Annotated in this window: 15 protein-coding genes; 3 read left to right on the forward strand and 12 right to left on the reverse strand. The window is 42.0% G+C overall.

Features of this window, described 5'->3' with window-relative positions; genetic code table 11:
• The first annotated feature begins 47 nt into the window (after positions 1-47).
• Complete coding sequence (locus A3M5_RS0114175; RefSeq protein WP_018394434.1) at positions 48-578, forward strand: helix-turn-helix domain-containing protein; 531 nt, start codon at positions 48-50, stop codon at positions 576-578.
• A 191-nt stretch (positions 579-769) separates the two neighbouring features.
• Here the strand turns inward: A3M5_RS0114175 and A3M5_RS0114180 are convergent, their stop codons facing one another.
• Together A3M5_RS0114180 and A3M5_RS0114185 are read right to left on the reverse strand one after the other, a co-directional pair.
• Entirely contained in the window at positions 770-1,540 is a 771-nt protein-coding gene (locus tag A3M5_RS0114180; protein WP_018394435.1) for an SDR family NAD(P)-dependent oxidoreductase, read from the reverse strand.
• 125 nt (positions 1,541-1,665) lie between these two features.
• A complete protein-coding gene (locus tag A3M5_RS0114185) occupies positions 1,666-2,430 on the reverse strand; it encodes an SDR family oxidoreductase (RefSeq protein WP_018394436.1) in 765 nt (254 codons plus the stop codon).
• 188 nt (positions 2,431-2,618) lie between these two features.
• Between A3M5_RS0114185 and A3M5_RS0114190 the strand changes: the two genes are divergently transcribed.
• A complete protein-coding gene (locus A3M5_RS0114190; protein WP_018394437.1) occupies positions 2,619-3,248 on the forward strand; it encodes a TetR/AcrR family transcriptional regulator in 630 nt (209 codons plus the stop codon).
• 433 nt (positions 3,249-3,681) lie between these two features.
• On the opposite strand, the gene A3M5_RS0114195 is transcribed toward A3M5_RS0114190, so the two are convergent.
• From A3M5_RS0114195 to A3M5_RS0114210, 4 genes are read right to left on the reverse strand one after another with little or no spacing between them, the layout of a single operon-like run.
• Positions 3,682-4,092: a disulfide oxidoreductase gene (locus tag A3M5_RS0114195; RefSeq protein WP_018394438.1), complete on the reverse strand. Its 411-nt coding sequence runs from the start codon at positions 4,090-4,092 to the stop codon at positions 3,682-3,684.
• Positions 4,082-4,741 (reverse strand): DsbA family protein, encoded by a 660-nt coding sequence (locus tag A3M5_RS23040; protein WP_231373239.1) that lies wholly within the window; start codon positions 4,739-4,741, stop codon positions 4,082-4,084. Before A3M5_RS23040 ends, A3M5_RS0114195 begins: the two co-directional genes overlap by 11 nt.
• A 45-nt stretch (positions 4,742-4,786) precedes the next feature.
• On the reverse strand, positions 4,787-5,626 hold the full coding sequence (locus A3M5_RS0114205; protein WP_018394440.1) for a M56 family metallopeptidase: 840 nt from the start codon (positions 5,624-5,626) through the stop codon (positions 4,787-4,789).
• 3 nt (positions 5,627-5,629) lie between these two features.
• Positions 5,630-6,043: a BlaI/MecI/CopY family transcriptional regulator gene (locus A3M5_RS0114210; protein WP_018394441.1), complete on the reverse strand. Its 414-nt coding sequence runs from the start codon at positions 6,041-6,043 to the stop codon at positions 5,630-5,632.
• A 176-nt stretch (positions 6,044-6,219) separates the two neighbouring features.
• On the opposite strand from A3M5_RS0114210, the gene A3M5_RS0114215 reads away from it, so the two are divergent.
• Positions 6,220-6,597, forward strand: a complete 378-nt coding sequence (locus A3M5_RS0114215) for a DoxX family protein (RefSeq protein ID WP_018394442.1) — start codon at positions 6,220-6,222, stop codon at positions 6,595-6,597.
• 273 nt (positions 6,598-6,870) lie between these two features.
• On the opposite strand, the gene A3M5_RS0114220 is transcribed toward A3M5_RS0114215, so the two are convergent.
• The 6 genes from A3M5_RS0114220 to A3M5_RS0114245 all read right to left on the reverse strand — a co-directional run bounded on the left by A3M5_RS0114220 (position 6,871) and on the right by A3M5_RS0114245 (position 12,827).
• Positions 6,871-7,521 carry a hypothetical protein gene (locus A3M5_RS0114220; RefSeq protein ID WP_018394443.1) on the reverse strand — a complete coding sequence of 217 codons (651 nt, stop codon included), beginning with the start codon at positions 7,519-7,521 and terminating at the stop codon, positions 6,871-6,873.
• Positions 7,522-7,762: 241 nt separating this feature from the next.
• On the reverse strand, positions 7,763-8,674 hold the full coding sequence (locus tag A3M5_RS0114225) for a hypothetical protein (protein ID WP_018394444.1): 912 nt from the start codon (positions 8,672-8,674) through the stop codon (positions 7,763-7,765).
• Positions 8,675-8,749: 75 nt separating this feature from the next.
• Positions 8,750-9,961 (reverse strand): trypsin-like peptidase domain-containing protein, encoded by a 1,212-nt coding sequence (locus A3M5_RS0114230; protein ID WP_018394445.1) that lies wholly within the window; start codon positions 9,959-9,961, stop codon positions 8,750-8,752.
• Positions 9,962-10,147: 186 nt separating this feature from the next.
• Positions 10,148-11,545: a sensor histidine kinase gene (locus A3M5_RS0114235; RefSeq protein WP_018394446.1), complete on the reverse strand. Its 1,398-nt coding sequence runs from the start codon at positions 11,543-11,545 to the stop codon at positions 10,148-10,150.
• A complete protein-coding gene (locus A3M5_RS0114240; RefSeq protein ID WP_018394447.1) occupies positions 11,526-12,209 on the reverse strand; it encodes a response regulator transcription factor in 684 nt (227 codons plus the stop codon). Before A3M5_RS0114240 ends, A3M5_RS0114235 begins: the two co-directional genes overlap by 20 nt.
• An 84-nt stretch (positions 12,210-12,293) precedes the next feature.
• Entirely contained in the window at positions 12,294-12,827 is a 534-nt protein-coding gene (locus A3M5_RS0114245) for a superoxide dismutase family protein (protein WP_018394448.1), read from the reverse strand.
• Positions 12,828-12,839 lie beyond the last annotated feature (12 nt).

The raw sequence follows: 12,839 nt of genomic DNA on the forward strand, positions 1-12,839 counted from the left end.
TATGTTACGATATAGTCTACATACCACTATTTTTTGGAGGAATGAACGTGGAGATCGGCTCGAAAATACGGGATATTCGGAAACGAAAGAAAATAACGATTGCACAAATGAGCGAACAAATAGGGCTGTCAAAAGGATTTATCAGCAACATCGAAAACGACAATACATCTCCCTCTCTTAATACGCTGCAAGCGATTGCAACCTTTCTAGACGTTCCGCTGCCCTACTTGCTTCTTGAAAAAAAACAGCATATGAAGGTTGTGAGGAAAGAAGAAAGAGTATACACAACGTTTAATGACATTAAAATAGAACACCTCACTTCAAGGAGCGGTCTGCGTATGATGTACGTTAAAGTACCGTCTGGCGCTTCAACCGGGGAAGCCATTGCCCATGAAGGAGAAGAAAGTCATCTCGTCCTAAAAGGCATCGTCCTTGCTGAACAAGGCGAAGATTCCATCATTGCAAAGGAGGGCGATTCATTCAGTTGGAATGCGAGTGTGCCCCACTTTGTAAAAAATATCGGAGAAGAAGAGGCGGTCTTACTGATTGCCGTCCACTCCGAAGATAGCCGGTTGTAAGATAGAACGTAACAAAAAAGAGCTGCCCGATACGTCAAAATTGTAACGTCGTATCCGACAGCTCTTTTGATTGTCACTATTTAATCTGTATTGATTACACAATTAGGCTAAGCGAAAGGCTGACTCAAAAAGGTCGTCATTCAATTTACCTTTGAGTTAGCCTCCTTCATTGTGGACAATTTAGTTTTTGATTAACGACTAGTGTAACCAGCATCAGCATGTATAGTTGTTCCAGTTACATAAGATGACTGGTCTGATGCTAACCAAAGGCTAGCTTGGGCAACTTCTTCGGCTTTTCCAAATCGATTCAACAGACTAAGCTGTGGAGCATAGTCTGCTTCGTTTAATCCAAACTGTTCTAAAGCTCCGCGAAGCATTGGTGTATCAATTGCACCTGGCGCCACGGAATTTACACGAATATTTTTGTCACCATTTTCTAATGCGGCAACCTTTGTCATTCCTACTACACCATGTTTAGCGGCAACATAAGCAATATTGTTTGGTTGAGGTCGGAATCCACTAACAGATGAAATGTTAACAATAGATCCACCCTGACCTTGTTTAATCATTTGTTGTAGTTCATATTTCAAACATAGTGCCGTTCCTGTAAGATCAACAGAGATTAACTTGTCCCAGTATTCTTCATCAAACTCTGCAGCTGGTTTATCATCTGGAGTTAAAGCTGCATTATTAACAGCTACATCAAGACGACCATATTTTTCTACAGTAGCATCAATCATTTTTTTAACTTGATCTGCTTTAGAAATATCAACTTTTACAAAATATGCAGTTCCTCCATTAGCTTCAATTTCAGAAACTGCTGCTTGTCCTTTTTCTTCGTTAAAGTCGGCAACTACTACTTTAGCTTTTGCTTCTGCAAAAAGTTTTGCTGTAGCAAGTCCCATACCCATTGCTGCACCTGTTACAATTGCTACTTTACCCTCTAATACTGGAAACGTCATTTCAATCACTCATCCTCTCAGATTGTAGTTTTTCATCTACACTTAGATTGCGTGTTTTTGAAAATCCTTTATATATTTTCCTTCTTCAATGAATATTTTTTACCTTTTTACAATAATTGAAATTATTAGCGTGCTGTCCAAGCACCATCAACTGTAACGACTTCACCATTGATGAATTTAGATTCGTCTGAACCGAGGAATAATGCAGTTGCTGCGATATCTTCAGCTTCCCCTCCGTTAAATGGTCCAAGATCTCCAAATGTTTCTGCACCAAGTGGATCTAAATTTGTTAAGGTAGCCGTCATACCAGTTGCAATTGAACCTGGTGCAATTACATTTGCACGGATCTTACCGTTTTCTCGACCATAAAATGCTGCTATATTTTTTGTAAGACCGATTACAGCGTGTTTAGACATTGTGTAAACTGCTCCACCACGAGCACCTAGGTAACCAGCAATTGATGCAACATTTACGATTGTTCCGCCAGATTCTTGTTCTTTAAATACTTTGATTGCAGAACGGCATGCATAAAATTGACCGTTTAAGTTAACACCCATTACACGTTCAAATAATTCGTTTGAAGTGTTTTCTACTGATGCCATGTTATCAAAAATTCCAGCAATATTTGCTAAGATATCTAATTTACCGTACTCATCTAAAGCTTTTTGAATCATTGCTTCTACATCTGTTTCCTTTGATACGTCTGTTTTAATCGCAACAGCTGTACCTCCAGCTGCTTTAATATCTTCAAGCGTTTCATTCATTGAAGCTTCGTTAAATTCAGCTAAAACAACGTTAGCGCCTTCTTTTGCGTACAATTTTGCAGTTGCACGGCCCATACCAGAACCTGCACCTGTTACGATTGCAACTTTCCCTGCTAGCCTTGTCATGTTGATCTTCCCCTTTATCTTGAAAATATATAAAATGAATTGGAATTTATCTCGATATTGAGATATATGGAACAATTCAAGCATAAGACATTTATAAAAGAGCTTCAATATGTAATAATAAGAGAAATGTCTGATAACCAACAGATGAATGAATTTTGTATGTTAAAAGTGTAAGGAGCAGTTTGTATATGCCTATTCAACATCCTGATAAACGTGTAAGAAGAACAAAAGAGAATTTTAAAAATGCCTTATTATCGTTGATGGAAGAAAAAAGCTTTCATGATATTACCATTACGGAAATCGTAAAAGCTGCAGATTACAATCGAGGAACTTTTTATGCCCACTATGAAAAAAAGGAAAATTTATTGGATGAGATAATTGAAGAGATGTTTGAAAAAATGACCGAAGCTTATCGGAAACCCTATCTCAATTTATCAGTTGTAGATTTCAATGAAATACCTTCTAATTCAATTGTCTTATTTGATCATTTCTTAGAAAATAAAAAATTTTATAAGCTTATGCTGAGTCCAACTACAAACTATAATTTTCATGAAAAAATGAGAAAAAGATTAGATCAGTTATTCAGAGAAGAGTTTGAATTCTCGTTTACTGAGATAGATCCTAATATTGATATAAACCTTTTTAGCACGTATCGGATACATGGTATTATTGGATTGATACTGGAATGGATTGACAATGATTTTACACAATCATCTTCGTATATGGGAGATCAACTCATACATATATTGAGATTTTATACACCGAAAATCTATATAAAAAGACAAAAGATTAAAGGAATATCACCGGGCCACAATTAATTTATGAATTAAGAATTGGTTTGGAGCTTTATACCAGTTGTTTATTTATACAATTATAATGAGCTCTCATGCTGAACTGAAAATTTCTTCAAATTTGAACAACTGGTACTAAATACAAAAAATCTATTGGTAATATTTTTTAATTAAACGCATGAATAATGAGCAGTCGCTTTTTTACTAGTCGGATCCGAATAGTTCTATAAACAATTGGATGTAAATAATTAAGAAACCCAGCTAATCTTTTCTTGTGAAGATAGCTGGGTTTTAATGTTGTATGTTGTGCAAAATAGCACTTAAAATAAGCGCAAATTACCTCATTTCCTCCTGAAAACCTTTGTGTAAACCTTCATGAGATCATATGCAGCACAAAAAAAGATAGACAAAGCGGATAATATCAATCTGCTTTTATCTATCCTTTTATTTTTATTTAACATTACGCATCAGTCTTTTTCCATAAGACGACCATCATCACCGATACAATCGTAAACGCAATCAGTGCGAGAAACGGGATTGTGATAAAGCCGAATACATTAATATATTCTCCTGAACACGGCACGCCGCTCGTACACATTTCAAATTTTTGCACCGCTGGAACTTTTTGAAGGGCGTAATGATACCCTGACATGCCCATTCCAGAAACGGACAGCGGCAAAACATACCGATAAATGTGGCGGTCATTTCGGTAAAACGCAATGCCGAGCAGCACGACGAGCGGGTACATCAAAATGCGCTGATACCAGCAAAGTGTACACGGCACAAACTCCATCCGCTCGCTGAAAAACAAACTGCCGAGCGTCGCAATAATCGCCGTCAGCCAAGCGGCAAGAAGTGGTTTATTTACCATCTGCCGCAGCCTCTTCCACCATTTTCACTAAATCATCAAACGAGTTCCCCGTAAATTCTTTTCCATTTACAAACATGGTTGGCGTGCCGGATACGCCGAGTTGTTTCGCCGTCGCTGTATCTTTTTCCCACGCATCCATTGAGCCTTCATGCTCGACAACACTCATCACGCTTGCGACTTCTTCTGCCGTCGCGATTTCAGCCAATGCTTCTTTTAAAAATTCATTCGTATATAAATCAACCTTCTCAAAGGATAAATCCGCCGGTTGCTTGCTGTACATCAATTCATGGAACTTCCAAAACTTCTCATTGCCGAGTTCCTGGTACACGGCTTCCGCAAACTGCGCCGAACGATTCGAATCGACATTAATGAACGAATAATTCATAAAATAAAATTTCACTTTCCCTGTCTGCACAAGTTCCTGATCGATCAACGGAAAAAAAGAATCGTTGAAATCTTTACATACCGGGCATTTATAATCGCCAAACTCCACAATATTAACCGGCGCGGATTCTTCTCCGACGAACGGCTGGCTCGCATACTCAATATCTACCGACTTTTCCGCTGCGTTTGATAAAAATATAACGCCTGCCATACAAACAGCAAACAACCCAACAACCCAAAATATTCCTTTGGCCAAAACCTTCACTCCTAAATACTACATTATGTAGTGTGATTGATGAAAAAAGATCATTTACGACAATGCGTAAATGAACAATAAACAAATGATCGAAAAAATAGACAACGACGTAACGGCTGACTTCAGCGGCACATTCAAAGGGAATTCTGTTAACGGATCCAGTATATAATGAATGCGATAATTAACTGACGTATCCGCAAATGAAACGTACGAAAACGGCATCTTCATCTGCCTGCCTGCTTTCAACATTTTAAGGAGCGCGCTGCCAAGATCAACCGATGATCCCTGCTGATGAATCGCATATTCATCCGCCAGCAGCTCTTTCGCCATCTTATACTGCTCCTGTACCCATCTCAAAATCGGCATGTACCACATAATCGACGCGAAAAACGACACGATGAAAACGGTCAGCGGATCGCGGTGTTGTTTATGGTACATTTCATGATGCACGACTGCCTCAAATTCATCGTCACTCAGCATTTCCCGAAGTCCCGTTGACAGCACGATTTTCGGACGAAAAAACCCCATCGTCACCGCAATCGGCGCCGGGTACGAAATCATTTGAATGGATCCGCCATATGTTTCATTCATCTCCCGCGTAAGTTGATGATGTGTATACTGCTTAAACGTTTTTTTCATACGGATTGAATAATAGCACTGCGTTCCCATTTTCCAGATCGATAGCAGCAACGTACTGAACACGAGCGCATCAAGTGCATATTTAAGAAAAGCCAGCCCAAATGCTTTCATCGCATTGTGGCAGACAACAACAAGATTAAACCGCATATCCCAGCCGGCGAACATGGATAAAACATACAGCCCCATTTGCGTAAAAATCGTTCCCGCAATGATGAGACACGCGATAAACATCATTTTCGTCTGACGTTTCGACATATGTTATCGTTCCTTCTTCAATTCTTTTATTTTTTGCTCAAGCTGGGCGACCAGATCATCATCCGCATCATCGAGCGCGTCAATCATATGGCTGACGACAACGCTTCCAAATTCGTCCATCAGTTCATGCGTCATTTCTTTCGACTGCGTATTGACGAACTCTTCTCTCGTTAGCACCGTCTTGAACATCGACGTTCTGCCTTCCGCCCGCTTCTGTAAAAGGCCTTTTTCCACGAGCCGGTTCATCACGGTCATGACCGTATTGAAATTCGTCGTTTTCTCTTTTTCCAGCTCAAGCTGCACATCTTTAATGGTCCGCTCCTCGCCGCTCCAGAGAATATCCATTATTTTCGCTTCAAGGGGACCGAAAAAACGATTCAAGCCGCTTTCGTTCATTTTAAACTTTTGTATTTTCATTCGATGGCCACCTCACATTACTCATTGTAGTGTGAGATCGATTCCACGTCAAGAATCGATTATTTAACATTTTTGAAACAAAATCTTAACAAACATTTCAATAAATTTCATATATACTACAAGTTGTAGTGTTAATCCACTATATTATGTAGTGTAAATAAGAAAGGAGCATGATCATGCAAATTGGCACAGTCATTTTACGTGTTATTCTCGGCCTTATCTTCTTTATCCATGGACTCGTTAAATTCCAAGGCGGCATCGGCAACACCGTCGGATTTTTTGACAGCGTTGGTATCCCAGGATTCATGGCGTATATCGTTGGCGGCATTGAACTGATCGGCGGCATCGCGATGATGATTGGTCTCGGTACTCAAATCATCGCCGTCCTATTCGCTATTATTTTACTCGGCGCCATCTTCACCGTCAAACTATCTGCCGGATTCTTAAACGGTGGATACGAACTTGATCTTATGTTACTGGCCGTTTCAATCCACCTCGTACTCACGGGCAAAACACCTTATTCCGTTGATTCCAAACTAAAAGCAGCTTCCTGAAAAGGGCGAGCTGCTTTTTTGACCATTCATTCGTTTTTCTGACCGTTTACCTTACATTTGATAAACGCCAGAATTGGTTAGCTGTTAGGGGGACAAGCCGACCTTTTTATCTATAAAAAACGGTCCAACGAGCAGATCACCCTCCTGTTCCGTGAATTTCAAAAAGACAATGATCGTTGCTTTACGGGATTTGAATGCTTGTTGAAACAAAAAAGCTCAATCCCTTAAGATTAAAGGAATTGAGCCTGTTTCATCTATTCGTTTTAATTAATATCAGCCAATTTTAGTAGCTGTAAATACAACAGGACCAACAATTTCAGCTCTATCATTTGCATTATCTGCAATCACTTCTGCTGTTAAGAAATATTTTAGTTCGTCATCGTGGTCGTCGGGACAATCAGTAAATTTGTTTTTACACAAATGATCTACATGGATAAACGTTGTTGTTTGCGCAGCTAGTTCGAGAGCATCTTCCCCTACGCCCTGTCTTGTAGCAAAAATTACTTCTCCATTTGGAGAGCCTTTTCTAATTTTGAATTCTATGATTAGACCATTTGTAGGAGGTGGATCTATTCCTCTCCATCCCACTGTAGCGGCTAACCACACTACAGCATCCTCACATTTGTCTTTATGATGATCACATTTGTCTTTTTTCGGACAAAACTTAATTTTAGCTAGTACATCTTCCTCATCGAAACGAACTGTTTTTAAAGGACGGTCCTGAGGCATATTACGTGGCTCGTCATAACGAAATACTTTTAAATCATCTTGATCCTTCCGTTTTTTATCCTCCCGTTTTTTATCCTCCTTTCCCTTTTTGTCATCATGCTTACAGTGATGATGACTGTTGCAGCGTTCGCAGTTTTTGCGATGCTTGTCGTTGTCATGCTTGCAGTGACTACACTTCCAATGCTTTTCACTCAATCCAATCTTTCCCTTCTTTAATTTTATTTTTTTGAAACAACCAACTCATTTAATTGGTATACTTCATAGTATGAATGCTTGAGTTCATGGTATAGTTCGTCTAACCATCTTTAGGAAATAGTTTTTACATTTCATTAAAGTATTGTATTTTCTATCAATCTGGCTTTAAGATAGCGATTGTTAACAATCACTTCACCGAAACGAAAAAAAAGCCCCGTCAGCCGGGACTTTTTTTTCTTTATTAATGAAAGGGAACTTTGTCAACACCGAGTTCAGAAAGATCTTCTTTTGCTTCTTTCAGCAATGCTTCCGCTTCGGCTTTCGTTTTGTCATCTAATCCTTCTAACATAGTTTCTTGACCTCCTTTGCCGCCGCGTTCAGGACGTTCAACGCCTAACGCCGCCAGCTGTTCTTCGGCTTCATCATGCGTGATGGTACCGGCACGCTGTTTTTCCATAATCGCTTCGGCTTTTGCTTTCGTTTCATCATCTAAATTTGCGAATGGATCGCCGTGGCCGCCGCGTTCAGGACGTTCAACGCCTAGCGCTGCCAGCTGTTCTTCGGCTTCATCGTGAGTAATTGTACCGGCACGCTGTTTTTCCATAATCGCTTCCGCTTTTGCTTTCGTTTCATCATCTAAATTTGCGAATGGATCGCCGTGGCCGCCGCGTTCAGGACGTTCAACGCCTAGCGCTGCCAGCTGTTCTTCGGCTTCATCGTGAGTAATTGTACCGGCGCGTTGTTTTTCCATAATCGCTCCCGCCTTCGCTTTTGTTTCATCATCTAAATTTGCGAACGGATCACCTTTCTCTCCACGTTCCGAAAACGTTACGCCAAGTGCCTTCAGCTGTGTTTTCGCTTCATCCTCTGTGATCGTGCCTGCTTTTTTCTGTTCCATAATCGCTTCGGCTTTTGCTTTCGTTTCGTCATCTAAACCGGCAAACAGATTACCCTTTGCGCCCTTCTCCGGCAAATCCACACCGAGATCAGTGAGTTTTGTGCGAAGTGTGTCCATGATGGTTTCCACTTTTTCCTGTGTCGCGCTGCCTGCTGTCGTATCACTTGCGGCTAGTGCCGGCAAACCGGCGGCACCTAATACTCCAAGTGACAAGGCACCTGTCATGACGTAATTGACCAATTTGTTTTTCTTCATTCGTTTTCCTCCTACATGTATATTGGGATGTTGCAATACCTATTTTAACCATATTTGGTGAAATTAAGGTGAAAATTACTTCATTTGTGCACGTAATGTTAAGGATATTTTTTGCGATACGCCGTTACGGTAAATCTTAATCGTCACTTTGTCGCCAATCGACGCTTCATTATATAAATATTTGCGGAAATCAGCCGTTCCACTCACAGCCACATCGTTCACCGAAACGATCACATCGCCCGCTTTAAACCCAGCTGTATCAGCCGCCGATCCTGTTTCTACTTGCGTAATCACTGTTCCTTCCGTCACGGTTGCAGGCAGGCTCAACTGTTGCTGTAAAACGTTTCTGGACAAAGCATTCACATCTTCAAGACCGACACCGAGATACGCACGCTGTACTTCGCCCTTATCCATCAATTCTTCAATGACCGGAATCGCGTCTTCAGATGGAATGGCAAACCCGAGTCCTTCTACACCCGATTCGGCAATTTTTAAGCTGTTAATGCCGATCACCTGGCCCGCGCTATTCATCAGCGCGCCACCGCTGTTCCCTGGGTTGATCGCGGCATCCGTTTGAATCACGTTTAGTTCCCATTCACCAGCTGATGTCGTCACCGGCACCGTCCGATCGATCCCGCTCACAATGCCTTCTGTCACCGTGCTTGATAAGTCAAGACCGAGCGGATTGCCGATCGCTGCAACTTGTTCGCCCAATTTCAACGCACTTGAATCCCCAAAATTGGCGACTTCCGTTACGTAAGAGCTGGAAATTTCAAGAACCGCCAAATCCGTTAAGGGGTCCGCTCCAATGACTTTTGCGTCAACACGCTCACCGCTTGCAAGCGCCACTTCTACTGTATCCGCTCCTTCAATCACATGATTATTCGTTACGATATAGCTCGTCTTTTCTCCCTTTTTAAAAATCACCCCAGAACCTGTGCCGCTTTCCGTTTCTTCTGTTTCCCCATTCGATGTTTCCACGGCAGGCCCCCCGAACATATTCATCTGTTCCTGTGCCTGCAAATTGACAACCCCGACGACCGCTTCATCAATCGCATCAATCGCACTAACGAGGTCAGTGGATGATGCCGCTGTCGATGTTGGCTGAACGGTAATGCTGCTTGTAGAATCGCTTGCTGCTTGATTCGTTGTTGTATCCATTAGAACTGGCGATAAATAAAACATCATCGTCCCCCCCGCCAGAACACCTGTCAGCGAAGCCGCTGCCATTTTCATAAATCCTTTTTCTTTTTTCTCTGGTACTGTATATCGTTCTTCCGTTTCCATCATTACCGGCTCCTTTTATTCGACTCATTTGATCTGACTTCATTGTAAAAAAGAAAAATGAAAACACGGTGAAAGGAGAACACGATTTAAAAATTTTGTTTACGACGGAATTCCCTGCTGCAACGGCAGGAAAACGCCTAATCTTAAGATCATCCCGCCATAACAAAAAGTGGTCTCAAAAGCCCATTACTTCCTCGCTTTTGAGACCACTTGATCTAGTGGAATGTTCACCGTAAAGGTGCTTCCTTTATTCAGTTCACTTTCGACGCTGATCGTTCCCTTGTGAATATCAACAATCCACTTCGCAATCGATAAGCCGAGCCCATGGCCGCCAAGTGCTCGTGTTCTTGATTTATCAGAGCGGTAAAAGCGGTCAAAGATACGGACCTGCTCATCAGGATGAATGCCAATGCCTTCATCTTTTACGGATATCCTCCACTCTCGCTCTTCTTTCGACAATGTCAGCGCCACATTGCCTCCGTCTGGTGAATATTTCACCGCATTATCAAGTAATATATACAAAAGCTGCTTGATTCTCTCTCTGTCGCCGATCACATTGATTTCATCCGGTGCATGTAAATGAAACACAATGCGATTTGCTTCGGCATGAGGCGTCAATGATTCAATCACATTTCTCGCCTCAACATGTAAATCAATCAATTCATGAGACTGTTTAACTACACCGGAATCCGCCCGTGCCAGCATGAGCAAATCACTCACCAGACCGGTCATCCGCTTCACTTCCGACTTCATGTTTTTTAATAGCTTCCTAGCAAATGGATCTTCTTCGACACCGTCGGTCATTTCCAACGCATCAATCGATGACAGCATGACGCTAAGAGGCGTACGCAATTCATGCGATGCATCACCGACAAACTCTTTCTGCCGGTTAAAAGCCGTTGAAATCGGCTCCATTGCTTTTTTCGACATCATGTAGCTCATCAATATCGCCACACCGGCGAATAAAATAGCTAGACCGATGAGCACAATCAAAAGCCAGTCAAACAACTGATACGCAAATGAAATGTCTTTTCCGATATAAATCATGCCAATAAACTGATCGTTATAAAAAAGCGGGCTGCCGTCAATCATGAGCCGGACATTAACGGAAGCAGGCGGGTTATCAATCTGTTCACCACCAAGCTTACGTTCCCGAAACGTTACTTCCAGCGTTTCTTCGCGAATTTGATTCCTCTGTGGCACCCATCCTGCGACGAGGGCGAGAAGTTCTTCCCTCATGTGCGGCATCGTTTCACTGCCCATGACAAGATTCCCATTCGAATCAACTACGTAGTAAAAAAACTGGTCCACACCGGCGAGTACGAGCTCCTGGCTGCTAAGCCCCCGTAATTCATTGCGGGCACTTTCGGCTAAATAATCGCTAATAATCCGTGTTTCCTGACGGGTCAAACCTTCTAATTCACGATGCTGATCACGTAAAATCACCACGTAAAGAAGTGTGTAAACGACAACGATAAATAACAGGAGAAACAGGAGAAACAAGCCGCTGTACTTCATCGTTAATTTCGTTTGTGTGCCTTTAAATAAATCTTGATCGCTGCGTTTAAAGAACGAATTCTTCAACTTTATAACCGACCCCTCTTATGCTTTGAATGATGTCCTGTGACCCTAACATATCCAGTTTTTTACGCAAAAGCTTCACGGTCGCATCAATCGTTTTGGTCGTCACATCCGTGTCATATCCCCAAATACGGTCCAACATAACGTCACGCGTCAGCACTTGCCCTTTATTTTGCACGAGCAAATCAAGGAGCTGAAATTCACGCGGACTTAACTGAATGGAATCATCACTTTTATGTATCGTCTGGCTGTTCCGATTCAGTTCAATTCCTTGAATCGACACCGTTTCTTCAATGATCGGTGCATAATTCCGGCGCGTCAAGGCACGGATTCGAGCGAGCAATTCATCAATTTCAAACGGCTTGACGAGATAATCGTCCGCTCCTGAATCGAGTCCTGCAATCCGGTCTTCCACCGCATCTTTCGCTGTCAGCATTAAAATCGCACTTGAATACCCATCACGGCGCAAATCGCGGCACACATCGACCCCGTTGCCATTCGGCATCATCCAGTCCAAAATGAGCACATCATAATGCGCCGCACGCGCATAATCATACGCATCTTCCCCTTCTTTTACCCAATCAACTTTATATCCGCCTTTCTTTTTCAACATGAAACAGATCAATTCGCCTAGCTGCACATCATCTTCCGCAAGCAAAATATTCACCCTGATCCACTTCCTTTCACTCTCTATTTTATACTACACGCAGGTGAAATTAGAGTGAAAGAAGCTTGAAGAGAGAATATCTCTTCAAGCTTCTTGAATGGCTGCGCAGGCAATTCGGTTTCCTGAGTTTCCTGCTGGATCTGTTTTGTAGTCATCGGCTTTTTCGTGAATAATGAGCGCGCTCCCATCTGCATCAAGCAATGAATCAGTCCCAAGCTTAACACCCGGTGCCACAATCTTCACGTCGACTTTCCCGGATTCCGTTACCTTTATATTCGGCAAATCGCCTGCGTGAAAGCCTTTCGGGTTATGAAAACCATGTTCCTTGCCTGCTGGATTAAAGTGGGCGCCCGCTGTTTTAAAATCAGGCGGGTCACATTTACCGGTTTCATGAATATGAATGGCTTTCGTCCCCGGTTCCAACTTTTCAGCTGTCACATGAATCTCCACCCCTTCTTTTATTTCAGAAAAAACCGCTTGGCCAATGATTTCACCGTCTGAATTCATCACTTGAGCGCTCACCGCTGGCTTCGTTATGCTCCCGACCGGAAGCGATTGACAGCCGCTCATTATGACAATAGACAATAAACCAATAAAGATAAACCATTCTTTTTTCATGCTTCATCCTCC

Origin of the sequence: Bacillus sp. 37MA (assembly GCF_000372765.1) — a bacterium.
Lineage (GTDB): Bacteria > Bacillota > Bacilli > Bacillales > Domibacillaceae > Domibacillus > Domibacillus aminovorans.

Excerpts from the sequence above, each read along its gene's own strand:
- A3M5_RS0114180 (WP_018394435.1), bottom strand. The coding sequence starts at position 1,540 with ATGACGTTTCCAGTATTAGAGGGTAAAGTAGCAATTGTAACAGGTGCA.
- A3M5_RS0114185 (WP_018394436.1), bottom strand. The coding sequence starts at position 2,430 with ATGACAAGGCTAGCAGGGAAAGTTGCAATCGTAACAGGTGCAGGTTCT.
- A3M5_RS0114190 (WP_018394437.1), top strand. The coding sequence starts at position 2,619 with ATGCCTATTCAACATCCTGATAAACGTGTAAGAAGAACAAAAGAGAAT.
- A3M5_RS0114195 (WP_018394438.1), bottom strand. The coding sequence starts at position 4,092 with ATGGTAAATAAACCACTTCTTGCCGCTTGGCTGACGGCGATTATTGCG.
- A3M5_RS0114205 (WP_018394440.1), bottom strand. The coding sequence starts at position 5,626 with ATGTCGAAACGTCAGACGAAAATGATGTTTATCGCGTGTCTCATCATT.
- A3M5_RS0114210 (WP_018394441.1), bottom strand. The coding sequence starts at position 6,043 with ATGAAAATACAAAAGTTTAAAATGAACGAAAGCGGCTTGAATCGTTTT.
- A3M5_RS0114215 (WP_018394442.1), top strand. The coding sequence starts at position 6,220 with ATGCAAATTGGCACAGTCATTTTACGTGTTATTCTCGGCCTTATCTTC.
- A3M5_RS0114225 (WP_018394444.1), bottom strand. The coding sequence starts at position 8,674 with ATGAAGAAAAACAAATTGGTCAATTACGTCATGACAGGTGCCTTGTCA.
- A3M5_RS0114230 (WP_018394445.1), bottom strand. The coding sequence starts at position 9,961 with ATGGAAACGGAAGAACGATATACAGTACCAGAGAAAAAAGAAAAAGGA.
- A3M5_RS0114245 (WP_018394448.1), bottom strand. The coding sequence starts at position 12,827 with ATGAAAAAAGAATGGTTTATCTTTATTGGTTTATTGTCTATTGTCATA.